At 69.3% G+C, this 25,120-nt stretch carries 23 protein-coding genes; 20 read left to right on the top strand and 3 right to left on the bottom strand.

All coding sequences use genetic code 11. The features are described from left to right. Nucleotides 1-302 precede the first annotated feature (302 nt). From rho to ADK65_RS14775, 20 genes are all read left to right on the top strand, one after another. The gene (gene rho, locus ADK65_RS14870; protein WP_053670598.1) at nt 303-2,381 is read left to right on the top strand and encodes a transcription termination factor Rho; all 2,079 of its coding nucleotides are present in this window, start codon (nt 303-305) and stop codon (nt 2,379-2,381) included. A gap of 152 nt (nt 2,382-2,533) precedes the next feature. After that, on the top strand, nt 2,534-4,327 hold the full coding sequence (locus ADK65_RS14865) for a trypsin-like serine protease (RefSeq protein ID WP_053670597.1): 1,794 nt from the start codon (nt 2,534-2,536) through the stop codon (nt 4,325-4,327). Nucleotides 4,328-4,533: 206 nt separating this feature from the next. Beyond that, nucleotides 4,534-5,670 carry an LCP family protein gene (locus tag ADK65_RS14860; protein WP_053670596.1) on the top strand — a complete coding sequence of 379 codons (1,137 nt, stop codon included), beginning with the start codon at nt 4,534-4,536 and terminating at the stop codon, nt 5,668-5,670. Nucleotides 5,671-5,806: 136 nt separating this feature from the next. Then, nucleotides 5,807-6,028, top strand: a complete 222-nt coding sequence (gene rpmE / locus ADK65_RS14855) for a 50S ribosomal protein L31 (protein WP_003992975.1) — start codon at nt 5,807-5,809, stop codon at nt 6,026-6,028. Between the two features lie 293 nt (nt 6,029-6,321). Beyond that, nucleotides 6,322-7,398 (top strand): peptide chain release factor 1, encoded by a 1,077-nt coding sequence (gene prfA / locus ADK65_RS14850; protein WP_053670595.1) that lies wholly within the window; start codon nt 6,322-6,324, stop codon nt 7,396-7,398. Nucleotides 7,399-7,493: 95 nt separating this feature from the next. After that, complete coding sequence (gene prmC, locus ADK65_RS14845; protein ID WP_053670594.1) at nt 7,494-8,333, top strand: peptide chain release factor N(5)-glutamine methyltransferase; 840 nt, start codon at nt 7,494-7,496, stop codon at nt 8,331-8,333. Nucleotides 8,334-8,421: 88 nt separating this feature from the next. Then, nucleotides 8,422-9,069 (top strand): L-threonylcarbamoyladenylate synthase, encoded by a 648-nt coding sequence (locus tag ADK65_RS14840; protein WP_053670593.1) that lies wholly within the window; start codon nt 8,422-8,424, stop codon nt 9,067-9,069. After that, the gene (locus ADK65_RS14835) at nt 9,066-9,746 is read left to right on the top strand and encodes a low molecular weight phosphatase family protein (protein ID WP_053670592.1); all 681 of its coding nucleotides are present in this window, start codon (nt 9,066-9,068) and stop codon (nt 9,744-9,746) included. Before ADK65_RS14840 ends, ADK65_RS14835 begins: the two co-directional genes overlap by 4 nt. Nucleotides 9,747-9,816: 70 nt before the next feature. Further along, nucleotides 9,817-11,055: a serine hydroxymethyltransferase gene (gene glyA, locus ADK65_RS14830; RefSeq protein ID WP_053670591.1), complete on the top strand. Its 1,239-nt coding sequence runs from the start codon at nt 9,817-9,819 to the stop codon at nt 11,053-11,055. A 129-nt stretch (nt 11,056-11,184) separates the two neighbouring features. Then, on the top strand, nt 11,185-12,531 hold the full coding sequence (locus tag ADK65_RS14825) for an MraY family glycosyltransferase (protein ID WP_053670590.1): 1,347 nt from the start codon (nt 11,185-11,187) through the stop codon (nt 12,529-12,531). Nucleotides 12,532-12,828: 297 nt separating this feature from the next. Next, nucleotides 12,829-13,266: a hypothetical protein gene (locus ADK65_RS14820; protein WP_053670589.1), complete on the top strand. Its 438-nt coding sequence runs from the start codon at nt 12,829-12,831 to the stop codon at nt 13,264-13,266. Nucleotides 13,267-13,539: 273 nt separating this feature from the next. After that, nucleotides 13,540-14,310 carry a F0F1 ATP synthase subunit A gene (gene atpB / locus ADK65_RS14815; RefSeq protein ID WP_053670588.1) on the top strand — a complete coding sequence of 257 codons (771 nt, stop codon included), beginning with the start codon at nt 13,540-13,542 and terminating at the stop codon, nt 14,308-14,310. A 66-nt stretch (nt 14,311-14,376) separates the two neighbouring features. Beyond that, the gene (locus ADK65_RS14810) at nt 14,377-14,616 is read left to right on the top strand and encodes an ATP synthase subunit C (RefSeq protein WP_053670587.1); all 240 of its coding nucleotides are present in this window, start codon (nt 14,377-14,379) and stop codon (nt 14,614-14,616) included. A 38-nt stretch (nt 14,617-14,654) separates the two neighbouring features. After that, the gene (locus tag ADK65_RS14805; protein ID WP_053670586.1) at nt 14,655-15,203 is read left to right on the top strand and encodes a F0F1 ATP synthase subunit B; all 549 of its coding nucleotides are present in this window, start codon (nt 14,655-14,657) and stop codon (nt 15,201-15,203) included. Beyond that, a complete protein-coding gene (locus ADK65_RS14800) occupies nt 15,200-16,015 on the top strand; it encodes a F0F1 ATP synthase subunit delta (protein WP_053670585.1) in 816 nt (271 codons plus the stop codon). Before ADK65_RS14805 ends, ADK65_RS14800 begins: the two co-directional genes overlap by 4 nt. A 124-nt stretch (nt 16,016-16,139) precedes the next feature. Continuing rightward, nucleotides 16,140-17,729 carry a F0F1 ATP synthase subunit alpha gene (atpA, locus tag ADK65_RS14795; RefSeq protein ID WP_053670584.1) on the top strand — a complete coding sequence of 530 codons (1,590 nt, stop codon included), beginning with the start codon at nt 16,140-16,142 and terminating at the stop codon, nt 17,727-17,729. Between the two features lie 20 nt (nt 17,730-17,749). Then, a complete protein-coding gene (locus ADK65_RS14790) occupies nt 17,750-18,667 on the top strand; it encodes a F0F1 ATP synthase subunit gamma (protein ID WP_053670583.1) in 918 nt (305 codons plus the stop codon). After that, on the top strand, nt 18,668-20,104 hold the full coding sequence (gene atpD, locus ADK65_RS14785) for a F0F1 ATP synthase subunit beta (RefSeq protein WP_053670582.1): 1,437 nt from the start codon (nt 18,668-18,670) through the stop codon (nt 20,102-20,104). 117 nt (nt 20,105-20,221) lie between these two features. After that, nucleotides 20,222-20,599: a F0F1 ATP synthase subunit epsilon gene (locus tag ADK65_RS14780; protein WP_053670581.1), complete on the top strand. Its 378-nt coding sequence runs from the start codon at nt 20,222-20,224 to the stop codon at nt 20,597-20,599. A 131-nt stretch (nt 20,600-20,730) separates the two neighbouring features. Continuing rightward, nucleotides 20,731-21,177, top strand: coding sequence for a DUF2550 domain-containing protein (locus ADK65_RS14775; RefSeq protein ID WP_053670580.1), 447 nt, complete (start codon nt 20,731-20,733; stop codon nt 21,175-21,177). 35 nt (nt 21,178-21,212) lie between these two features. Here ADK65_RS14775 and ADK65_RS14770 read toward each other — a convergent pair whose 3' ends face one another. From ADK65_RS14770 to ADK65_RS14760, 3 genes are all read right to left on the bottom strand, one after another. Continuing rightward, the gene (locus ADK65_RS14770; protein WP_053670579.1) at nt 21,213-23,036 is read right to left on the bottom strand and encodes a glycoside hydrolase family 18 chitinase; all 1,824 of its coding nucleotides are present in this window, start codon (nt 23,034-23,036) and stop codon (nt 21,213-21,215) included. 121 nt (nt 23,037-23,157) lie between these two features. Then, entirely contained in the window at nt 23,158-23,799 is a 642-nt protein-coding gene (locus tag ADK65_RS14765; RefSeq protein ID WP_053670578.1) for a response regulator, read from the bottom strand. Beyond that, nucleotides 23,796-24,989 (bottom strand): sensor histidine kinase, encoded by a 1,194-nt coding sequence (locus ADK65_RS14760; protein WP_053670577.1) that lies wholly within the window; start codon nt 24,987-24,989, stop codon nt 23,796-23,798. The genes ADK65_RS14765 and ADK65_RS14760 overlap by 4 nt, the downstream gene beginning before the upstream one ends. Nucleotides 24,990-25,120: the final 131 nt, after the last annotated feature.

Raw genomic sequence — 25,120 nt, 5'->3', positions numbered from 1 at the left:
GTCCCCGTCCGGGACAGACATTCTTCCGGGAGCCCCCCAAGCCGCACTGTGTTCCGTACGTCGGACCGTACGCCGTACGAGGACACTGAGCGGGGCGCAGGGCACGCTCCGGAACCGGTGCGACCACGCCGCGTGACACTGACACTGGGTGCCACGACTCAAGGAAGCGCCATCACCAGATTCCTCCGCCGCTTAGGCGGACCACCGCCCCGGCACGGTTCACACCACACGAACCGAAGTCGGACAGCACAAACGGTCGCCGAGCCAGACAGGCCGACGTCCGCTCCAGGGAAGGACCCTTCGTGAGCGACACCACCGATCTGATGGGCGCACGTGTCGAGGAGACCGCTGCCGCGCCCGCCACGGACGCCTCCGCGCCTGCCAGCGGTGCCGGCTCCCGGCGGCGCCGCGGTACCGGCCTCGAGGGCATGGTGCTGGCCGAGCTGCAGCAGGTCGCCTCCGGCCTCGGTATCAGGGGTACCGCGCGGATGCGCAAGAGCCAGCTGATCGAGGTCATCAAGGAGGCGCAGGCGTCCGGCGGCGCCGCTCCGGCCGCGAAGGCCGACGCCCCCGCCGAGACCAAGCCCAAGCGCCGCGCCACCTCGCGGACCCGTACGGGCGACAACGCCGAGAAGGCGGACAAGAAGGCGGACGCGAAGGAGGCCTCCCAGGCCCCCGCGGACAAGGCCGACAAGGCCGTGGCCCAGCAGCAGATCGAGATCCCCGGCCAGCCGGCCGGCGGCCCCTCCCGCGACGGTTCCCGCGCGAGCGCGGGCGAGCGCGGCGGGGACGAGGCGCCCGAGCGCCGTCGCCGCCGGGCCACCGCCGAGGCCGGAGCCCCGGCCTCCACCGCCACGGAGACCGTCGTCGCCGAGGCGAAGAGCGACACCAAGGCCGAGACGCCGGCCCCGTCGCAGCAGCAGTCCCAGAACAACGAGGCCAAGTCCGACGCCGGTGACGGCGGCGAGGGCCGTCGTCGCGACCGCCGTGACCGCGGAGAGCGTGGTGACCGCGGTGGCCGGGACCGCGACCGCCGCGGCGGCAAGGGCGACGACCAGCAGGGCGGCGGCCAGCGCGGCCAGCAGCAGAGCCAGCAGGGCGGCGGCCGTCAGGACCGGGGCCAGCAGCAGGATGACGACGACTTCGAGGGTGGCCGGCGTGGCCGTCGCGGCCGCTACCGCGACCGCCGTGGCCGTCGTGGCCGCGACGACATCGCCTCCGAGCCGCAGATCAACGAGGACGACGTCCTGATCCCGGTCGCGGGCATCCTGGACATCCTCGACAACTACGCGTTCATCCGCACGTCCGGCTACCTGCCCGGCCCGAACGACGTGTACGTCTCCCTCGCCCAGGTCCGCAAGAACGGCCTGCGCAAGGGCGACCACATCACCGGCGCCGTGCGCCAGCCCAAGGAAGGCGAGCGGCGCGAGAAGTTCAACGCGCTGGTGCGCCTCGACTCCGTCAACGGCATGGCGCCCGAACACGGCCGCGGCCGCCCGGAGTTCAACAAGCTCACCCCGCTGTACCCGCAGGACCGCCTCCGCCTGGAGACGGACCCGGGCGTGCTGACCACCCGCATCATCGACCTCGTGTCGCCGATCGGTAAGGGCCAGCGCGGTCTGATCGTGGCCCCGCCGAAGACCGGCAAGACCATGATCATGCAGGCGATCGCCAACGCGATCACCCACAACAACCCCGAGTGCCACCTGATGGTCGTCCTCGTCGACGAGCGTCCGGAAGAGGTCACCGACATGCAGCGGTCGGTCAAGGGCGAGGTCATCTCCTCGACCTTCGACCGTCCCGCCGAGGACCACACCACCGTCGCCGAGCTCGCCATCGAGCGCGCCAAGCGTCTGGTGGAGCTGGGCCACGACGTGGTCGTGCTGCTCGACTCGATCACCCGCCTGGGCCGCGCGTACAACCTCGCCGCCCCGGCCTCCGGCCGCATCCTGTCCGGTGGTGTCGACTCGACGGCGCTGTACCCGCCGAAGCGCTTCTTCGGTGCGGCCCGCAACATCGAGGACGGCGGCTCGCTGACGATCCTCGCCACCGCTCTGGTGGACACCGGGTCCCGCATGGACGAGGTGATCTTCGAGGAGTTCAAGGGCACCGGCAACATGGAGCTCAAGCTCGACCGCAAGCTCGCCGACAAGCGCATCTTCCCGGCGGTGGACGTCGACGCGTCCGGCACCCGCAAGGAAGAGATCCTGCTCGGCAACGAGGAGCTCGCGGTCGTCTGGAAGCTGCGCCGGGTGCTGCACGCCCTCGACCAGCAGCAGGCCATCGAGCTGCTCCTCGACAAGATGAAGCAGACGAAGTCGAACGTCGAGTTCCTGATGCAGATCCAGAAGACCACCCCGACGCCCGGCAACGGCGACTGAGGTGAGTCGGCTGAGGTGAACCGCCTCAGGTAAGGACTGCACAAGAGGGCCGCCCCCGGACGGGGGGCGGCCCTCTGTGTTGTTCGGGTGCGGGTAGGATCACGCTCTCTTCGAACTTGTGATCCCGAGGGGGGACATTCGTGGGTACACCCATGCCCGGGGGCGGTCGGCACAGACGCCGGATACGCATAGCACTGCCCGTCGCCGCGGCCGGTGTCGCCGCCGCCGTGGCCGGCGCGCTGCTGACGACGTCCGCCGACGCGGCGACCCCGCTGCCGCAGCCGACGGTCAAGCCCGCCATGAGCTCGCCGTCGCTCGCCGAGCTGGAGAAGCGCGTCGCGGGCGCCATGGTCGGTGACGATGTCGCCGGCAAGACGAGCAAGGCTTCGCTCAGCGCCGGCACCGGCACGAACACCGGCAGCATCGACCCGAAGATCATCGGTGGCAACGAGACCACCATCAGCACGGCCCCGTGGATGGCGCAGCTCCTCTACTTCGACGACCGGGGCACCTCCAGCACCAGCGACGACATCGGCTTCTTCTGCGGCGGCGCCGTCGTGGCGCCGACGAAGATCCTCACCGCAGCGCACTGCGTCAAGGGCTACAACTGGAACGCCAACGGCGCGGTTGTCACCGGCACCTCCCAGCTTCCCTCGGACAACGGCACCGACCTGCACGGCGGTACCGCCACGGCGGTCTGGCGGCAGTGGAACCACCCGTCGTACAACGCGAGCACCATCGACAACGACATCGCGGTGCTGACCCTGGCCGTCCCGGTCAAGGCCACCCCGATCCGGATGACGACGTCCGGTGACACCACGTCGTACAAGGCCGGCACCAGCGCCAAGGTCTACGGCTGGGGCCGCACCACCTCCACCAGCGACGACATCTCCGAGACGCTGAAGACGGCCACACTGCCCATGCAGTCCGACACGACGTGCTCCAACGCGTACGGCGCGGACTTCATCAAGGGCCACATGGTCTGCGCGGGCAATCCCGCCACCGGCAGCGACACCGGCACCGTCTCCGCCTGCAACGGCGACTCCGGCGGCCCCCTGGTCGTCAACAACCGGATCGTCGGTGTCGTGTCCTGGGGCGTGACCGACTGCGTCGCGAAGGGCGCATACAGCGTCTTCAGCAAGGTCAGCACCTACGTGGGCGCCGCCTACCCGCGCCTGGACGACACCAACATCAACGGTGACCACAAGGCCGACCTGTGGGTGCGCAACGCCTCCACCAAGACCGGCTACTCCAAGAACTCCAACGGCACGTCCTTCGCCGCTCGCGAGTCCTGGGGCAACTGGGACGGCGTCAACGTCGTCCTGCAGACCGACCTCGACCGGGACGGCTACCAGGACCTGGTCTACCGCGTCAGCTCCACCGGCGACGTCTTCTGGGCGCACTACGTCATCTCCAGCGGCACCTGGAGCACCAAGCAGATCGCCGACAACTGGAAGACCCGCACCCGGATCATCACCCCTGGTGACGTCACCGGCGACTACCTGCCCGACCTGCTCTCGGTCGACTCCGCGGGCGTCATGTGGATCTACCCGGGCAAGGGCAACGGCACCTTCGCCTCTCGGGTGAAGGTCGGCTCCGGCTGGAACCAGTACAACTCCGTGCGCGGCAAGGGCGACTTCAACGGGGACGGCAAGACCGACCTGATCGCCCGCAGCAAGTCGGGCAGCTACATCTACCTGTACAAGGGCACCGGCAAGGCCGGCTCGGGTGCGTTCTCGGCCCGGGTCAAGGTGCGCACGTGGGACGGCTACAACGCCTTCGACGCGCCCGGTGACGTCACCGGCGACGGCAAGGCCGATTTCCTGGCCCGCACCCCCGGCGGCACGCTCTACCTCTACGCCGGCACCGGCAAGGGGACCAGCGAGATCTTCGCCACACGGAAGTCCGTCGGCACCGATTTCAAGCAGTACGACATCTTCGGCTGAAATCGCAGGTGAGCGGGGCGCGCCCCGCTGTGCCGAACACGCGCTGTGCCCACCGTCCTACGCGGTGGGCACAGTCCGTTGTGCAACCCTTTCCCGAGTTTCCCCGTCTGACCAGGTGGGGCGACGATAGTGCGGGAAGGGTCCTTTTCGGCCACGCCTGACACTGACCGCAGGGGGTAAGCGACCGTAGAAGAGCTGAGGAGTACATGTCTGCCGAGAGCACGCCGGATCCGGGCATACCGGGAAGCAATGGCATCGACGGAGCGCGTCACCGCGGCAAGGGCCGGCGGCGCAAGCCTCCGAGACGTCGCAAGGGCCTGATGATCACGGCCTGGACCACCGCCGGCATCGTCGTGCTGGGTGGCGCCGGAGCCGGTTACCTGTACTTCAAGCTCAACGGCAACCTCAAGAGCGTCGACATCGACCAGGCTCTCGGCACGGACCGCCCCAAGAAGGCCGACAACGGCTCCGAGAACATCCTGGTCCTCGGCTCCGACACCCGCGCCGGAGGCAACAAGAAGCTCGGCGGCGGCACCGACGACGGCAGCGCCCGCTCCGACACGGCGATGATCGTGCACATCTACAAGGGCCACAAGAAGGCCAGCGTCGTCTCCATCCCACGCGACACCCTGATCGACCGCCCGTCGTGCACGGACACCAAGGGCGGTGAGCACCCCGCCGCCCACGGCGTGATGTTCAACTCCGCGTACTCCACCGGCGGAGCCGCCTGCGCCGTGAAGACCGTCGAGTCGATCACCGACCTGCGCATGGACCACTACCTGGAGGTCGACTTCGCCGGCTTCCAGAAGCTCATCGACGACCTCGGCGGCGTCGAGATCACCACGACCAAGAGCATCGACGACCCCGACAGCCATCTGAAGCTGAAGGCGGGCACCCACACGCTCGACGGCAAGCAGGCCCTGGGCCTGGTCCGCACCAGGCACGGCGTCGGCGACGGCTCCGACCTCGGCCGCATCCAGCTCCAGCAGGCCTTCATCAAGGCCCTGGTCAACCAGATCAAGGACGTCGGCGTCTTCTCGAACCCGAAGAAGCTGCTCGACCTCGCGGAGACCGCGACCAAGACCGTGACGACCGACTCCGACTTGGGCTCGGTGAACAAGCTCGCCTCCTTCGCCGGCGGCCTCCAGGGCATCAGCCCGTCCCACATGCACATGGTCACGATGCCGGTGGCCTACGACCCGGCCGACCCCAACCGCGTCCTCCTCCGGAAGAAGAAGGCGGAACAGATCTGGAAGGCCCTGGAGCAGGACAAGCCGATCCCGAAGAGCGCGACGAAGGGCAGCGCGTCCGGCGAGGCCAAGGGTGTCGTCAGCGCCCCGTAAGGGCGCGGGAACAAACGACGGCAACCCCCGGTTTTGGGAGTAGGCCCCAGTCCTGGCAGACTGGTACGTCGGCCCCGGTTCACGCTCCCGCACCCCGCGGCGGCGACCCGGCGCCCTCCCGAAACTAGGAGACACCTTGAAGCGCGACATCCACCCCGAGTACGTCGAGACGCAGGTCAGCTGCACCTGTGGCGCGTCGTTCACCACCCGTAGCACCATCGAGTCCGGCACCATCCGCGCCGATGTCTGCTCCGAGTGCCACCCGTTCTACACGGGCAAGCAGAAGATCCTCGACACCGGTGGCCGTGTGGCCCGCTTCGAGGCCCGCTTCGGCAAGGCCGCCGGCTCCAAGAAGTAGCGAGCCTCCTAGGGCCTGCCCAGCGGATCCTGTCGGAGACGCGGGGCCTGGCACGCACATCTGCGGCGTTGTCGTCAGTCGCCGACGCTCCGCGTCGGCTCCTTCCTCCGCCTTGCAGCTGCACGCACCAGGCCCCGCTCACCGGCACTGACAGGTACGGCGGCTTTCCTCCGACCTGATCCGCCGGGCAGGCCCTAGCGCCGGTCCACGGACGCGCCCCCTCACCGGGCGCTCCGGGACCGGCGTTTTTGGTCGCCCGCCCTTCACCCCCGTCCGTACACAGGAGCCCCAAGATGTTCGAGGCCGTCGAGGAACTCGTCGCCGAGCACGCCGACCTGGAGAAGAAGCTCGCCGATCCGTCGGTCCACGCCGACCAGGCCAACGCGCGCAAGCTGAACAAGCGGTACGCCGAGCTCACCCCCATCGTCGCCACGTACCGCTCCTGGACGCAGACGGGCGACGACATCGAGACCGCGCGTGAACTGGCCGCCGACGACCCAGACTTCGCGGCCGAGGTCAAGGACCTGGAACGGCAGCGCGAGGAGCTCACGGAGAAGCTGCGCCTGCTGCTCGTCCCGCGCGACCCCAGCGACGACAAGGACGTCATCCTCGAGATCAAGGCGGGCGCGGGCGGCGACGAGTCGGCCCTGTTCGCCGGCGACCTGCTGCGCATGTACCTGCGCTACGCCGAGCGCGTCGGCTGGAAGACCGAGATCATCGACGCCACCGAGTCCGAGCTCGGCGGCTACAAGGACGTCCAGGTCGCCGTGAAGACCAAGGGCGGCCAGGGCGCCACCGAGCCCGGCCAGGGCGTCTGGGCGCGCCTGAAGTACGAGGGCGGCGTGCACCGTGTGCAGCGCGTGCCGGCGACGGAGTCCCAGGGCCGGATCCACACCTCCGCGGCCGGTGTGCTCGTCACACCCGAGGCCGAGGAGGTCGACGTGGAGATCAACCCCAACGACCTCCGCATCGACGTCTACCGGTCCTCCGGGCCCGGCGGACAGTCCGTCAACACCACCGACTCCGCCGTGCGCATCACGCACCTCCCGACCGGAGTCGTCGCCTCCTGCCAGAACGAGAAGAGCCAGCTGCAGAACAAGGAGCAGGCACTGCGTATCCTGCGCTCCAGGCTGCTCGCAGCGGCGCAGGAGGAGGCGGAGCGTGAGGCCGCCGACGCCCGCCGCAGCCAGGTCCGCACGGTCGACCGCTCCGAGAAGATCCGCACGTACAACTTCCCGGAGAACCGCATCTCGGACCACCGCGTCGGCTTCAAGGCGTACAACCTGGACCAGGTCCTGGACGGCGACCTCGACGCGGTGATCCAGGCCTGCCTCGACGCGGACTCCGCGGCGAAGCTGGCGGCCGCGTAAGGCAGGCACGAGCACGTACGACCGATCGCGTACGAGTACTACGGAGGACTTGCGTGCAGCAGTCATTTGGGGGGCGACCCCCAAGCCCCCGCAGCGTGCTGCTCGCGGAGGTGGCCCAGGCCACCCAGCGGCTCGCCGACGCCGGCGTGCCCTCGCCGCGTACCGACGCGGAGGAACTCGCCGCGTTCGTGCACGGCGTCAAGCGCGGCGAGCTGCACTCCGTCAGGGACTCCGACTTCGACGCCCGCTACTGGGAGGTCATCGCCCGCCGCGAGGCCCGCGAACCGCTCCAGCACATCACCGGGCGCGCCTACTTCCGCTACCTGGAACTGCAGGTAGGCCCCGGGGTGTTCGTGCCGCGGCCCGAGACGGAGTCCGTGGTCGGCTGGGCCATAGACGCCGTACGGGCCATGGACGTCGTCGAGCCGTGCATCGTCGACCTGTGCACCGGATCCGGCGCCATCGCGCTCGCCCTCGCCCAGGAGGTGCCGCGCTCGCGCGTGCACGCCGTGGAGCTGTCCGAGGACGCCCTGAAGTGGACCCGCAAGAACGTCGAGGGGTCCAGGGTCGACCTGCGCCAGGGCAACGCGCTCACCGCCTTCCCGGACCTGGACGGACAGGTCGACCTGGTCATCACCAACCCGCCGTACATCCCGCTCACCGAGTGGGAGTACGTCGCCCCCGAGGCGCGGGACCACGACCCCGACATGGCCCTCTTCTCCGGCGAGGACGGCCTCGACCTGATCCGCGGCCTGGAGCGCACCGCGCACCGGCTGCTGCGGCCGGGCGGTGTGGTCGTGGTCGAGCACGCCGACACCCAGGGCGGCCAGGTGCCGTGGATCTTCGCCGAGGACCGCGGCTGGACCGACGCGGCCGACCACCCGGACCTCAACAACCGCCCGCGTTTCGCCACGGCCCGCAAGGCCCTGCCGTGAGCACACCGGGCACCCCGCGCTCTTCGCGGGCTTCGCGGACTTCGTGGACTTCATCCCAGCAGCACGTGTACGAGGAGGCCAGTTAAAGATGGCACGGCGATACGACACCAACGACGCGACCGACCGTGTGACCGGTCTGCGCGAGGCAGCGTCCGCCGTCCGCCGTGGCGAGCTCGTGGTGCTGCCGACGGACACGGTGTACGGCATCGGCGCCGACGCGTTCTCCTCGGAGGCGGTCGCCGACCTGCTCGACGCGAAGGGCCGGGGCCGCAACATGCCCACGCCCGTCCTCATCGGGTCCCCGAACACGCTGCACGGCCTCGTCACGGACTTCTCCGAGCTGGCCTGGGAGCTGGTCGACGCCTTCTGGCCGGGCGCTCTGACGCTCGTCGCCCGCCACCAGCCGTCCCTGCAGTGGGACCTCGGGGACACCCGTGGCACGGTCGCCGTGCGCATGCCCCTGCACCCGGTCGCCATCGAACTGCTGACCGAGGTCGGCCCCATGGCCGTCTCCTCCGCCAACCTGACCGGCCACCCGGCACCGGAGAACTGCGACGCCGCGCAGGAGATGCTCGGCGACTCCGTCTCCGTCTACCTCGACGGCGGCCCGACCCCCGGCATCGTGCCCTCGTCGATCGTCGACGTGACCCGTGAGGTGCCGCTGCTGCTGCGCGCGGGTGCCATCTCGGCGGACGAGCTGCGAAAGGTCGTACCCGACCTCGAGGTGGCGAATTGACGGCCCCTGGGCCGGGGCGTGGCATAGGCAACGGGGAAAGCGCGGCGGAGATCACGACGACGTTCGTGGGGCTTCCGCGTGACAGCTTCCGGATCCTCCACGTCAGCACCGGCAACGTGTGCCGCTCGCCCATCACCGAGCGGCTGACCCGCCATGCGGTGCGGGAGCGGCTCGGCATCCTGGGCGGCGGGCTGATCGTGGAGAGCGCGGGCACCTGGGGCCACGAGGGCGCGCCCATGGAGTCCCACGCGGAGACCGTCCTGGCCGACTTCGGCGCGGACGCCTCCGGCTTCACCGGGCGCGAGCTCCTGGACGAGCACGTGATCCGCGCCGACCTGGTGCTGACCGCCACCAGGGACCACCGGGCGCAGGTCATCTCCATGGGCCACTCGGCGGGTCTGCGCACCTTCACGCTCAAGGAGTTCACCCGTCTGGTCAAGGCCATCGACCCGGCGACCCTGCCGCCCCTGGAGGAGGGCGTGGTCACCCGCGCGCGTGCTCTGGTCCGCGCCGCGGCGGCTCTACGCGGGTGGCTGCTGGCCCCGACCGCCGAGGCGGACGAGGTCTACGACCCGTACGGCGCCCCCCTGACGTTCTTCCGGTCCATCGGGGACGAGATACACCAGGCGCTCGATCCGGTCGTCACGGCCCTCACCGGCGTCCCCGCAAAGACGTAACAGCCGAGCGCTCCGCAGGCCCCGGGCCTACATTGGTCGTACGTGTCACCGTCTACGCCCGGAGCCCACCATGACGGTCACCCCTGCCATCGAGGCCGACGTCCTGCGCCGCCATGACCCCGAGCTCGCCGACATCCTGCTCGGTGAGGCGGAGCGGCAGTCGACCACGCTCCAGCTCATCGCCGCGGAGAACTTCAGCTCCCCGGCCGTGCTGGCCGCGCTCGGGTCACCGCTGGCGAACAAGTACGCCGAGGGCTACCCGGGCGCACGGCACCACGGGGGCTGCGAGGTCGTCGACGTCGCCGAACGGCTCGCCGTCGAGCGGGCCAGGGAGCTGTTCGGCGCCGACCACGCCAACGTCCAGGCGCACTCGGGCTCTTCGGCGGTACTCGCCGCCTACGCCGCCCTGCTCCGCCCCGGCGACACCGTCCTGGCGCTCGGCCTGCCCTACGGCGGCCATCTCACACACGGCTCGCCCGCCAACTTCTCCGGCCGCTGGTTCGACTTCGTCGGCTACGGCGTCGAGGCCGAGTCCGGGCTCATCGACCACGAGCAGGTGCGCACCCTGGCCCGCACCCGCCGGCCCAAGGCGATCGTGTGCGGCTCGATCGCCTACCCGCGCCACCTCGACTACGCGTTCTTCCGCGAGGTCGCCGACGAGGTGGGCGCCTACCTCATCGCGGACGCCGCGCACCCCCTCGGGCTGGTCGCCGGGGGAGCGGCACCGAACCCGGTGCCGTACGCGGACATCGTCTGCGGGACCACCCACAAGGTGCTGCGGGGCCCGCGTGGCGGCGTGATCCTGTGCCGGGCGGAGCTGGCCGAGCGGGTGGACCGGGCGGTGTTCCCTTTCACACAGGGCGGTGCGCAGATGCACACCATCGCCGCCAAGGCGGTCGCGTTCGGGGAGGCGGCAACACCGGCGTTCGCGGCGTACGCCCATCAGGTGGTGGCGAACGCGCGGGTTCTGGCGGCCCGGCTGGCCGCCGAGGGCCTGGTCGTCACCACCGGTGGCACGGACACCCACCTGATCACCGCCGACCCGGCGCCGCTCGGCGTCGACGGACGCGCCGCCCGGGGCCGTCTCGCGGCGGCCGGCCTGGTCATGGACTGCTGTGCGCTGCCGCACGGGGACGCCCGGGGCCTCCGGCTCGGCACGGCCGCGATCACCACGCAGGGGATGGGCGAGGCGGAGGTGGTCCGGATCGCCGGGCTGTTCGCCGGGGTGCTGCGGGGCGTGACGGATCCCTCAAGAGCCCGTGAAGAAGTGCGGGAGCTGGCCGGTGGATTTCCGCCGTATCCAGCGTGAGTCGGGGTAAGCGCATCAGGGTGCACAGCCACTCGTGCAACCATCATCGCTACCCGGAAGTCCCCACCCATATGCGCGCATCGCTAGGGTGTGGGGCTGAGATGGCCAGCGAGACCTGTGGGGAAGCCCGTGCGTGAATACCTCCTGACGCTCTGCATCACGGCCGCGGTGACGTATCTGCTGACAGGGCCGGTACGGAAGTTCGCGATCGTGGCCGGAGCGATGCCGGAGATCCGGGCGCGTGACGTGCACCGGGAGCCCACTCCGCGCCTCGGCGGTATCGCGATGTTCTTCGGCCTGTGCGCGGGCCTGCTGGTCGCCGACCACCTGACCAACCTCAACCAGGTCTTCGCGGCGTCGAACGAACCCCGGGCGCTGCTGTCCGGGGCGGCCCTGATCTGGCTGATCGGTGTGCTGGACGACAAGTTCGAGATCGACGCCCTGATCAAGCTGGGCGGCCAGATGATCGCCGCGGGTGTGATGGTCGTGCAGGGTCTGACGATCCTGTGGCTGCCGATCCCGGGCGTCGGCTCGGTCGCGCTCACCCAGTGGCAGGGCACCCTGCTCACGGTCGCGCTGGTCGTCATCACCATCAACGCGGTCAACTTCGTCGACGGCCTGGACGGTCTCGCGGCCGGCATGGTCTGCATCGCGGCCACGGCGTTCTTCCTGTACGCCTACCGCATCTGGTACTCGTACGGCATCGAGGCCGCCGCCCCGGCCACCCTCTTCTCGGCGATCCTGATGGGCATGTGCCTGGGCTTCCTGCCGCACAACATGCACCCGGCGCGGATCTTCATGGGCGACTCGGGCTCGATGCTGATCGGCCTGGTCCTGGCCGCCGGTGCGATCTCCGTCACCGGCCAGGTCGACCCGGACGCGCTCAACCTGTACGTGGGCTCCGAGAAGGAGGCCGTGCACCAGACGGTCCCCGTCTACATCCCGCTGCTGCTGCCGCTGACGATCATCGCGGTGCCGGCCGCCGACCTGATCCTGGCGATCGTGCGCCGTACCTGGCGCGGTCAGTCCCCGTTCGCTGCCGACCGCGGCCACCTGCACCACCGGCTGCTGGAGATCGGCCACTCGCACAGCCGCGCGGTGCTGATCATGTACTTCTGGTCGGCGCTGATCGCCTTCGGGGCGCTCGCCTACTCGGTCAACTCGGCGTCCATGTGGATCGTGCTCGGTGTGGTGTTCCTGAGCGCGATCGGTCTGATCCTGCTTCTGCTGCCGCGCTTCACGCCCCGCGCCCCGCGCTGGATGGAGCGCTTCGTGCCGCCGCGCTACCGGCGCCGCGGCTCGGTCGCCGCCCTCTCACCCGAGGCTTCGACGCCGGCGTCTGCCGCGGACGCGCACAGCCCGGTCGGGACGGAGAGCCGCACGCCCGTGGTCTCCGGGGTCGCCGGTGTCAACGGGGCGACGGCTCTGGGCCCCCGTTCGCGTCTGGCCGACCGGCGCAAGGCGGGGACAAGGTAAGAATCTGACGAGAGCATTGCCAAGTCGTGGGGTTGCGATGGGGGTGCGAAGCGCCCAATACCAGACATCTCGGCGCTGTTCTCGCTCAGACGCGCATGTTCACTCTCATGTGTGAGAGTCCGCACACCTTCAGGTAAAGACTGCATCAAATAGTTTGTGATACGGTTCACGAGAACCCCCCGGATAGAGCCGAAGGACCGTAGTGCGACGGTCCATTGGTGTGAGGTCTCCACTCAGCCCGGGACTACGCTCGTCCATGACGACACCCCTGCCCCCTGCGAAAGCGGAGTTGCCGCCATGCCGTCCAATGACGCCCGGAACCTCTTGCAGTGCGCTGTGCCTACAGCGGCTGCCGGTGCTGTTGTGGTCGCCGTCAGTGGTGTGGTGGCCGGAGGTAAGGGAGCCATCGGAGCGGCCGTCGGCGTCGTTCTGGCCGTCCTCTTCATGGGAATCGGCCTGTTCGTTCTTCAGTGGACGGCAAAAACGCTCCCGCAGCTGTTCCAGGCCATGGGCCTGATGCTTTATGGCGCTCAGCTGCTGCTGCTTTTGATCTTCGCTGCTGTCTTCAAGGACACTTCTCTCTTCAACCCGAAGACGTTCGCCCTCGGGCTCGTCATCGCGACCGTCGTGTGGATGGCTGCGCAGGCTCGTGCGCATATGAAGGCCAAGATCTTCTACATCGACCCGGACTCCGCGAAGAGCGAGAAGCCCGAGAAGACCGGACCGTCGTCGTGACGAGTAGGGGCGCGATAAAGGGCAGTAGGAACTCCTGCTATCGTCCGGTGCCAACTGCGGCATCGCGGGCGCGGGCATCTGAGCTGACGCCTGCTCGAACGCGAGGCTCGATGCCCCCCAGCCGCTCTCACATCCGTAACACCAGTCCGGTGCCGATCCGCGGCTGCGCGCCGCGCCGACACAACGAGGTTGCCGTACCTATGCGTCACGCCGAAGGAGCCCGCGGTGAGTGCTGACCAGACCCAGCTCGCCTTTGACTGGAGCTGTCGGATCATGTCCGACAACGGGTGTGGTTTTCCGGCTCCGGGCCTGCACTCGTTCCTCTTCAAGCCGATCACCACGGTCGGGGGGTTCGAGTTCAACAAGGTGATGCTGCTCGCCATCATCACCACCGTCCTTGTCATCGGCTTCTTCTACGCGGCCTTCGGCAAGGCCAAGGTGGTGCCGGGCAAGCTGCAGATGGTCGGTGAGGCCGGCTACGACTTCGTCCGCCGCGGCATCGTCTACGAGACGCTCGGCAAGCGTGAGGGCGAGAAGTACGTCCCGTTCATGGTCTCGTTGTTCTTCTTCATCTGGATCATGAACATCTGGTCCGTGATCCCGCTCGCGCAGTTCCCGGTGTCGTCGATCATCGCGTACCCGGCCGTCCTCGCCGCGATCGTCTACGTGACCTGGGTTTCGCTGACCTTCAAGCGGCACGGCTTCGTCGGGTTCTTCAAGAACATCACCGGCTACGACAAGTCGCTCGGCCCGGTGCTGCCGCTCGTCATGGTCATCGAGTTCTTCTCGAACCTGCTCGTCCGGCCGTTCACGCACGCGGTGCGACTGTTCGCGAACATGTTCGCCGGCCACCTGATGCTGGTCATGTTCACCGTCGCCTCCTGGTACCTGCTGAACAGCTGGATGGTCCCGGCGGCCGGTGTCTCCTTCGTCATGACCATCGCCATGATCGGCTTCGAGCTTTTCGTGCAGGCCGTCCAGGCGTACGTCTTCGTACTCCTCGCCTGCACGTACATCCAGGGCGCTCTCGCCGAGCACCACTGAGCCCCACCATCCCCCGTCGTCCGGTGGCCAACCCCCACCGGTCCGTTAAGAGAAGGAAGATTCAGCATGGCTGCCACTGAGACCCTCGCCGCTGTCTCCGGTTCCATCGGTTCCGTCGGTTACGGCCTCTCGGCTATCGGCCCCGGCATCGGCGTCGGCATCATCTTCGGTAACGGCACCCAGGCTCTCGCCCGTCAGCCCGAGGCTGCCGGCCTGATCCGCGCCAACCAGATCCTCGGCTTCGCCTTCTGTGAGGCGCTGGCCCTCATCGGCATCGTCATGCCGTTCGTGTTCGGTACGAAGTAAGACTTCCCTACCGACACGTTTCGACGAAAGGCACTGATGTGATCGCCAACCTGGTGCAGCTGGCGGCCGAGGAAGAGCAGAACCCGCTCATTCCTCCGGGCCCCGAGCTGCTCGTCGGCACCATCGCCTTCGCCATCGTGTTCTTCTTCTTCTGGAAGAAGCTGCTTCCGAACATCAACAAGGTTCTGGAGGAGCGCCGCGCGGCGATCGAAGGCGGTATCGAAGAGGCCGAGACCATGAAGGTCGAGGCCCAGAGCGTCCTTGAGCAGTACAAGGCACAGCTCGCCGAGGCCCGGCACGAGGCCGCGCGCCTGCGCCAGGAGGCGCAGGAGCAGGGTGCCGCGCTCATCGCCGAGATGCGGGCCGAGGGCCAGCGGCAGCGCGAGGAGATCGTCGCCGCCGGTCACGCCCAGATCGAGGCGGACCGCAAGGTCGCCGCGTCCGCGCTGCGCCAGGACGTCGGCAAGCTCGCCACCGACCTGGCCGGCAAGCTCGTCGGGGAGTCCCTCGAGGACCACGCCCGCCAGAGCCGCGTGATCGACCGGTTCCTCGACGAGCTCGAGGAGAAGGCCGAGGCCGGGCGATGAACGGAGCGAGCCGCGAGGCCCTGGCAGCCGCACGTGAGCGTCTCGACGCGCTGACGGACTCGACGTCCGCCAACGCGGCTTCGCTCGCCGACGAGCTGGCCGCCGTCACCGCGCTGCTCGACCGCGAGGTGTCGCTGCGTCGGGTCCTCACCGACCCGGCGCAGGCCGCGGAGGCGAAGGCCGAGCTGGCCCAGCGTCTGCTCGGCACCCAGGTCAGCGGCCCCGCCGCCGACCTGGTGGCCGGCATGGTGCGCTCCCGCTGGTCGCAGTCCCGCGACCTGGTGGACGCGCTGGAGGAGCTGGCGAACACCGCCGACCTCACCGCCGCGCAGCAGGCAGGCAAGCTCGACGACGTCGAGGACGAGCTGTTCCGGTTCGGCCGGATCGTCTCCGGCAGCACCGAGCTGCGGGCCGCGCTGACCGACCGCAAGGCCACCACCTCGGCCAAGGGCGAGCTGCTGCGCAGCCTCCTCGGCGGCCGGGCCCAGTCGGCCACCGAGCGTCTGGTCACGCGCCTTGTGACCGCGCCGCGGGGACGTAGCCTGGAGGCGGGACTGGAGTCCCTGTCCAAGCTGGCCGCCGAACGCCGGGACCGCATGGTGGCGATCGTCACCTCGGCGGTGCCGCTGAGCGACCCGCAGAAGCAGCGCCTGGGCGCCGCCCTCGCGAAGCTCTACGGCCGCACCATGCACCTCAACCTGGACGTGGACCCCGAGGTCCTCGGCGGAATCCGGGTGCAGGTCGGCGACGAGGTCATCAACGGCTCCCTCGCGGACCGTATCGAGGACGCCAGCCGCCGGCTCGCCGGCTGAGCAGCAACTCAATAGGCACAACGTACTTACGACGGCCCTGGTTGGGCCGTGCAGAAGAATCCTGGGGGTCGCCCCCAGACCCCCTAAGAAACTTCGGGCCCAACAAGGAGAGCAGGGAACCCAGATGGCGGAGCTCACGATCCGGCCGGAGGAGATCCGGGACGCGCTGGAGAACTTCGTCCAGGCGTACAAGCCGGACGCGGCCTCGCGCGAGGAGGTCGGTACGGTCACCTTTGCCGGCGACGGCATCGCGAAGGTCGAGGGTCTGCCCTCGACCATGGCCAACGAGCTGCTGAAGTTCGAGGACGGCACCCTCGGCCTCGCCCTCAACCTCGAGGAGCGCGAGATCGGTGCCATCGTCCTCGGTGAGTTCAGCGGCATCGAGGAGGGTCAGCCGGTCTCGCGTACCGGTGAGGTTCTCTCCGTCGCGGTGGGCGAGGGCTACCTCGGCCGCGTGGTCGACCCCCTCGGCAACCCGATCGACGGCCTCGGCGAGATCGAGTCCGAGGGCCGCCGCGCCCTGGAGCTGCAGGCCCCCACGGTCATGCAGCGCAAGTCGGTGCACGAGCCGATGGAGACGGGCTACAAGGCCGTCGACGCGATGACCCCCGTCGGCCGTGGTCAGCGTCAGCTGATCATCGGTGACCGCCAGACCGGCAAGACCGCCCTGGCCGTCGACACGATCATCAACCAGCGCGACAACTGGCGCTCGGGCGACCCGAACAAGCAGGTCCGCTGCATCTACGTCGCCATCGGCCAGAAGGGCTCCACGATCGCCGGTGTGCGCGGCGCTCTGGAAGAGGCCGGCGCGCTGGAGTACACGACCATCGTCGCCGCCCCGGCGTCCGACCCGGCCGGCTTCAAGTACCTGGCGCCGTACACCGGTTCGGCCATCGGCCAGCAGTGGATGTACGAGGGCAAGCACGTCCTGATCATCTTCGACGACCTGTCGAAGCAGGCCGACGCCTACCGCGCCGTGTCGCTGCTGCTGCGCCGCCCGCCGGGCCGTGAGGCCTACCCGGGTGACGTCTTCTACCTGCACTCCCGCCTGCTGGAGCGCTGCGCCAAGCTCTCCGACGAGATGGGTGCCGGCTCGATGACCGGTCTGCCGATCGTCGAGACCAAGGCCAACGACGTCTCGGCGTTCATCCCGACCAACGTCATCTCCATCACCGACGGCCAGTGCTTCCTGGAGTCGGACCTGTTCAACGCCGGTCAGCGCCCCGCGCTGAACGTCGGTATCTCCGTCTCCCGAGTCGGTGGTTCCGCGCAGCACAAGGCGATGAAGCAGGTCTCCGGCCGTCTGCGCGTGGACCTCGCCCAGTTCCGTGAGCTGGAGGCGTTCGCCGCCTTCGGTTCGGACCTGGACGCCGCGTCCAAGGCGCAGCTGGAGCGCGGTCAGCGCATGGTCGAGCTGCTGAAGCAGCCGCAGTACCAGCCGATGGCCACCGAGGACCAGGTCGTCTCCGTCTGGGCCGGCACCACCGGCAAGATGGACGACGTCCCCGTCGCCGACATCCGCCGCTTCGAGAAGGAGCTGCTGGACTACCTGCACCGCAAGGAGCAGGGCCTGATGACCTCCATCCGCGAGGGCGGCAAGATGTCCGACGACACCCTGCAGGCCGTCGCCGAGGCCATCGCGGAGTTCAAGAAGCAGTTCGAGACCTCCGACGGCAAGCTGCTCGGCGAGGACACCCCGGCTGCCGGTAAGTGACGACGGAAGGGACCTGACTCATGGGAGCCCAGCTCCGGGTCTACAAGCGTCGCATCCGATCCGTCTCCGCGACCAAGAAGATCACCAAGGCGATGGAGATGATCGCCGCCTCGCGCGTCGTCAAGGCGCAGCGCAAGGTGGCGGCCTCCACCCCGTACGCGACCGAGCTCACCCGCGCGGTCACGGCGGTGGCGACCGGATCCAACACCAAGCACCCGCTGACGACGGAGGCCGAGAACCCGACCCGCGCCGCGGTCCTGCTCCTCACGAGCGACCGCGGTCTGGCCGGCGCCTTCAACTCCAACGCCATCAAGGCCGCGGAGAAGCTGACGGCGAAGCTTGAGGCCGAGGGCAAGGAGGTCGTCAACTTCATCGTCGGCCGCCGTGGTGTCGCCCACTACAACTTCCGCGAGCGCAAGATCGCGGAGTCGTTCACGGGCTTCACCGACGACCCGTCGTACGCGGACGCCAAGAAGGTCGCGGCCCCGCTGATCGAGGCCATCGAGACGGAGACGGCCGAGGGCGGCGTGGACGAGCTCCACATCGTCTACACCGAGTTCGTGTCGATGATGACGCAGACGGCGATCGAGGCCCGGCTGCTGCCGCTCAGCCTCGACGAGGTCGCGGCGGAGGCGGCGCCCAAGGGCGAGATCCTCCCGCTGTTCGACTTCGAGCCCTCGGCGGAGGACGTCCTCGACGCCCTCCTGCCGCGCTACGTCGAGAGCCGCATCTACAACGCGCTGCTCCAGTCGGCCGCCTCCAAGCACGCCGCCACGCGGCGCGCGATGAAGTCGGCCACCGACAACGCCGGAGAGCTCATCGAGACGCTCACCCGGCTTGCCAACCAGGCCCGCCAGGCCGAAATCACCCAGGAAATCAGCGAGATCGTCGGTGGCGCGAGCGCCCTGGCCGACGCGACCGCGGGGAGTGACCGATAAATGACCACCACTGTTGAGACGGCCACGGCGACGGGCCGCGTCGCGCGGGTCATCGGCCCGGTCGTCGACGTGGAGTTCCCCGTCGACGCGATGCCGGAGATCTACAACGCCCTGCACGTCGAGGTCGCAGACCCGGCGCTCGCGGGCGAGAAGAAGACGCTGACCCTGGAGGTCGCCCAGCACCTGGGTGACGGCCTGGTCCGCGCCATCTCCATGCAGCCCACCGACGGTCTGGTCCGCCAGGCCCCGGTGACCGACACCGGCGCGGGCATCACCGTCCCGGTCGGCGACTTCACCAAGGGCAAGGTGTTCAACACCCTCGGTGAGGTGCTGAACACGGACGAGGTCCACACGGGCGAGCGCTGGTCCATCCACCGCAAGGCCCCCGCGTTCGACCAGCTCGAGTCGAAGACCGAGATGTTCGAGACGGGCCTGAAGGTCGTCGACCTCCTCACCCCGTACGTCAAGGGCGGCAAGATCGGTCTGTTCGGTGGTGCCGGTGTCGGCAAGACCGTGCTGATCCAGGAAATGATCATGCGTGTCGCCAACCTCCACGAGGGCGTCTCCGTCTTCGCGGGCGTCGGCGAGCGCACCCGTGAGGGCAACGACCTCATCGCGGAGATGGAAGAGTCCGGCGTTCTGGACAAGACCGCCCTGGTCTTCGGCCAGATGGACGAGCCCCCGGGCACCCGTCTGCGCGTGGCCCTGGCCGGCCTGACGATGGCGGAGTACTTCCGTGACGTCCAGAAGCAGGACGTGCTGTTCTTCATCGACAACATCTTCCGCTTCACCCAGGCCGGTTCCGAGGTGTCGACCCTGCTCGGCCGTATGCCCTCCGCGGTGGGCTACCAGCCGAACCTGGCCGACGAGATGGGCACCCTCCAGGAGCGCATCACCTCGACCCGTGGTCACTCGATCACCTCGATGCAGGCGATCTACGTCCCCGCGGACGACCTGACCGACCCGGCCCCGGCCACCACCTTCGCCCACCTCGACGCGACGACGGTTCTGTCCCGTCCGATCTCCGAGAAGGGCATCTACCCGGCCGTGGACCCGCTGGACTCGACGTCCCGCATCCTCGACCCGCGGTACATCTCGGCGGACCACTACAACGCCGCGATGCGCGTGAAGAACATCCTGCAGAAGTACAAGGACCTGCAGGACATCATCGCGATCCTCGGTATCGACGAGCTCGGCGAGGAGGACAAGCTCGTCGTCCACCGTGCCCGTCGCGTGGAGCGCTTCCTGTCCCAGAACACCCACGCCGCCAAGCAGTTCACCGGCGTGGACGGTTCGGACGTGCCGCTGGACGAGTCGATCGCCGCGTTCAACGCGATCTGCGACGGCGAGTACGACCACTTCCCGGAGCAGGCGTTCTTCATGTGCGGTGGTCTCGAGGACCTGAAGAAGAACGCGAAGGAGCTCGGCGTCTCCTGACCCGGGCAGCGCTCGAGTCATGAGGGGGCGGGGTTCGTCCCGCCCCCTCATTCACGCCTACTAGACTTGTAACCAACACCCGGCACTCCCGCCGGGTGGTGACCCGAGGAGCCACCCTTGGCTGCTGAGCTGCACGTCGCGCTGGTCGCGGCCGACCGTGAGGTCTGGTCCGGCCAGGCCACCCTGGTCGTCGCGCGCACCACGTCCGGCGACATCGGCGTCATGCCCGGTCACCAGCCGCTGCTCGGTGTGCTGGAGTCGGGCCCGGTGACCATCCGCACGAGCGACGGCGGGACGGTCGTCGCCGCGGTCCACGGCGGATTCATCTCGTTCGCGGACGACAAGCTCTCGCTGCTGGCGGAGGTCGCCGAGCTGTCGGACGAGATCGACGTCCAGCGCGCGGAGCAGGAGCTCGAGCGTGCGAAGGCGGAGGACGACGCGGAGGCCCAGCGCCGCGCGGACGTCCGTCTGCGGGCTGCGACGGCGGCGCGCTGACCGAAGTCCGCCGTGTGATGACGTCACTCAGCCGCGGCTGGGTACCGGAGAGATCCGGGCCCGGCCGCGGCTGAGGCGGATGTGGGTGATTTTTACGTTCCGTTACCTAGGAGACGAGGAGGTCGGTGTCGATGGTCCTCGCTCTGACTGTGTGCGGAATCGTGGTGGCCCTCGTGGTGGTGGGCCTGTTCGTCTTCGGTCTGCGCCGCCGGCTGATCCAGCGCTCGGGCGGCACCTTCGACGCCAGTATGCGCTGGGACGCCCCCGCCGAGGGGGACACCAACGGCAAGGGCTGGGCGTACGGGGTGGCCCGGTACAACGGTGACCGCGTCGAGTGGTACCGCGTCTTCTCGTACTCGCCGCGTCCGCGCCGCACCCTGGAGCGTTCCGCCATCGAGGTGGCCGGCCGCCGGGTGCCGGAGGGCGAGGAGGAGCTGGCGCTGCTCTCCGACCACGTGATCCTGGCCTGTCTGCACCGGGGCACGCGTCTGGAACTCGCGATGAGCGAAGACGCGCTGACCGGGTTCCTCGCGTGGCTGGAGGCAGCCCCGCCCGGACAGCGCGTCAATGTCGCCTAGGGTCTGAAACCCTTCGAACTTCTCTGTGATCCGGCCTACTTCAGGCCGCTGTCGATGGCCGTCGCCAGCTCTCCGTTGGCGGTGTCACCGCTGAACTCCCAGAAGAACGCGCCGCCCAGGCCCTGGTTCTTGGCCCAGCTCATCTTGCCGGCGATGGTCGACGGGGTGTCGTACGACCACCAGTTGCTGCCGCAGTGCGCGTACGCCGTGCCGGCGATGGTGCCGGTGACCGGGCAGGAGTTCTTCAGGACCTTGTAGTCCTCGATGCCCGCCTCGTAGGTGCCGGGCGCGGGGCCGGTCGCGGTGCCGCCGGGGGCGGCCTGGGTGACACCGGTCCAGCCGCGGCCGTAGAAGCCGATGCCGAGCAGGAGCTTGCTCGCCGGGACGCCCTTGGCCTTGAGCTTGGCGATGGCGGCTGCGGAGTTGAAGCCGTCCTTCGGGATGCCGCTGTACGAGGTCAGCGGGGAGTGCGGGGCCGTCGGGCCGGTCTTGTCCCAGGCGCCGAAGTAGTCGTACGTCATCACGTTGTACCAGTCGAGGTACTGGGCGGCCCCGCCGTAGTCGGCCGCGTCGATCTTGCCGCCGGAGGAGGCGTCGGCGGTGATGGCGGCGGTGATCAGGTAGTTCTGGCCGAACTCGGCGCGCAGGGCCTGGGAGAGATTCTTGAAGGCCGCCGGACCGGACGTGTCGCAGCTCAGGCCGCAGGCGTTCGGGTACTCCCAGTCGATGTCGATGCCGTCGAAGACGTCGGCCCAGCGCGGGTCCTCCACGACGGCCTTGCAGGACTTGGCGAACGCTGCGGCGTTGGCAGCGGCCTGGCCGAAGCCGCCGGAGTAGGTCCAGCCGCCGAAGGAGTACAGCACCTTGATGTGCGGGTACTTGGCCTTCAGCTGGCGCAGCTGGTTGAAGTTGCCGCGCAGCGGCTGGTCCCAGGTGTCGGCGGTGCCGCTGACGGACTGGTCGGCGGGGTAGGCCTTGTCGTAGGCGGCGTAGGTGTCGTCGACGGTGCACTGGCCGTTCTTGACGTTGCCGAAGGCGTAGTTGATGTGCGTGATCTTCGACGCCGTGCCCGAGGTCACCAGGTTCTTGACGTGGTAGTTGCGGCCGTAGACGCCCCACTCGGTGAAGTAGCCGAGCTTGACCTTGTCGCCGGTGGGCGGCTCGGTGGTGCCGCCGGTGGTGCGGACCCGGACGGCGCCGCTGACCGGGCCGGTCTGGTCGGCGGTGTCACGGGCCTGGACCGAGTACGAGTAGTCCGTGCCCTTGGTCAGGCCGGAGTCCGTGTACGAGGTCGTCGTCACGGTGGCGACCGTCGTGCCGTCGCGCAGGACGTCGTAGTTCTTGACGCCCTTGTCGTCGGTGGCGGCGGACCAGGACAGCTTCACCGAGGTGTCGGTGATGCCGGAGGCGGTGGGGGTGCCGGGGGCGCTCGGAGCGCTGTCACCCGGTTCGGTGGTGCCGCCGTCGCAGCTGCCGCCGTTGAGCTTGCAGTTGGCGGGGGAGCCGGCGCCACTGCCGTTGAAGCCGAAGGAGACGGAGGCGCCGGGGGCGAGACTGCCGTTCCAGGACTTGTTCTTCGCGGTCCAGTGGCTGCCGGAGGAGGTGACGTCGGCATCCCAGGAGGAGGTGACGGACGTGCCGGAGGGGAAGTCCCACTCGACGGTCCAGGAGCTGATGGCGGTGGTGCCGGTGTTCTTCACCGTCCACTTGCCCTCGAAGCCGGATCCCCAGTCCTGGGTCTTGGCGTAGGTGGCGGTGGCGGACGTGGCTGCCTGGGCCGGGCTCGCCAGGCCGACGAGGCCGGCGAAGGGGAGCAACAGGGTCGCGAACCCTGCCGCGGCTCTGTGTCTGAAGCGCATGCTGCGCCTCCTCGATGGAGTTGTGGGGGGCGTGACTGAGCCTCACGCCACACATGGTGCGGTGAGAATAGAAAGGTCTGGACCACCGGTCAATAGGTCTGGACCACCATGCACGGAGTTCTCAGACACCCAACTCCTGCGCCAGCACGGCGGCTTGCACCCGGCTCCGCAGCCCCAGCTTCCCGAGCAGCCTGCTGACGTGGGTTTTCACGGTCGCCTCGGCCATGTCGAGCCGCTCCGCGATGCCCGCGTTGGACAGGCCTTCGCCGAGGCAGGCCAGCACCTCGCGTTCCCGCCGGGTCAGCTGGTCGAGCACCGCCGGGTCGGCCGCGGGCTCCCGGGCGGGCCTCGCGGCGAACTCCGCGATCAGCCGTCGCGTCACCGCCGGGGCGATCAGCCCCTCCCCGCGTGCGACCGTCCGCACGGCCTCCAGCAGCTGCCTCGCCTCGGTGTTCTTCAGGAGGAACCCGGACGCGCCCGCCCGCAGCGCCCCGAAGACGTATTCGTCGAGGTCGAAGGTGGTCAGCACGAGGACGTCCGCGAGCCGCTCCGCGACGACCTGCCGGGTCGCCGACACCCCGTCCATACGGGGCATCTGAACATCCATCAGCACCAGGTCCGGTCGCAGCTCGCGGGCCAGTGCCACCGCCCGCTCGCCGTCCGCGGCCTCTCCGACCACCTCGATGTCGGGCGCGCTGCGCAGGATGAGGACCAGGCCGGCGCGGACGGCCGACTGGTCCTCGGCGACCAGGACGCGAATCATGCGGTGTCTCCTTCGAGGGTGTCGTCGACGGGGAGGGTGGCGCGCACGGCCCAGACCGCGCCCTCCGGCGCGTTCTCGGGCGCTGCTTCGAAGGTGCCGTCCAGCAGGGCCACGCGTTCCCTCATGCCGACCAGGCCCGCGCCGGAGCCGGGGGCGCGCGGGCCGTCCCGGTCCCCGTACGGGCTGGTCACGCTGACGACGAGTGAGCCGTCCCGCCGGGCGAGGGACACGTGGACCCGGCCCGGGGCGGCGTGCTTGAGGGCGTTGGTGAGCGACTCCTGCACGATGCGGTAGGCGGCGAGTTCGACCGGGGCGGGCACCTGACTCCGTTCGGCGTCGAGGGTGACGTCCAGGCCGTTGGTGCGGGCGCCGTCCACCAGCCCGGCGAGGCCATCGAGCGTGGGAGCGGCGGACGGTTCCACGTCGCCGCTGCTGTCGCGCAGGATGCCGATCAGCCGGCGCATCTCGGCGAGCCCTTCCACGCTGTTCTCGCGGATGACCACCAGCGCGTCCTGAGAGGTCTTCGGGTCGTCGAGGGAGAGGGCCGCGGTGGAGTGGATGGCGATCGCGGACAGGTGGTTGGCGACCATGTCGTGCAACTCGCGTGCCATCCGGGCGCGTTCGGCGGTAATGGCCTGGGCGCGGTCCATCTCGGCGAGCAGCGCGGTCTGTTCCGCGCGCAGCCGGGCGGCGTCGGCGGCCTCGCGGTGGTTGCGCACGATCAGCCCGGTGGAGGCCGGCCCGAAGGCGACCAGGCCGGTGACCACGCCGATCAGCAGTGCCTCGGGCTCGCGCCAGAGGGCGAACGGCACGACGGCTCCGGCCACGGTGAGCAGCCCGGTGATCCGCGGGATGCGGTGTGCCGAGGCGGGCGGGCCGTACAGGACGGCCGCGTACATCAGGTCCGTGTACATCAGGATCGTGACGAGGTTGCCCTGGGTGAGGAGGTCCAGGACGATCGCGGCGGTGCCCGTCAGCAGGGCGGTGCGCGGGGCGGTGCGCCGCAGCAGCTCGCAGCCGGCCATCACCGACAGCGGCAGCAGCACCGGCCAGCGGCCCGGCAGCAGCACGTACACCTCGGTGGCGGGGCGGGTGGCCAGCCCGAGTGCCCACAGCAACAGGCCGCCCAGCAGACTGCCCAGGGCGACGTACACGTCGAAGCGGCGTGGGCGGGGGAGTCGTACGGCCATGTCACCATCCAACACGGCCGCCGCGCGCCGGGCGTGATCCCCGCGGAGGGTCCCCGACTGCATCTTTCGATGTACCGCGCATTCGTCACTCGCGACGACGATTACCGCCGCACCGCCCGGGAGCCTGGAGA

It is taken from the genome of Streptomyces sp. NRRL B-1140 (assembly GCF_001280065.1).
Taxonomy (GTDB): Bacteria; Actinomycetota; Actinomycetes; order Streptomycetales; family Streptomycetaceae; genus Streptomyces.
Note: the sequence above shows the minus strand (reverse complement) of the source record. Positions and strands in the feature narration are given on the sequence as shown.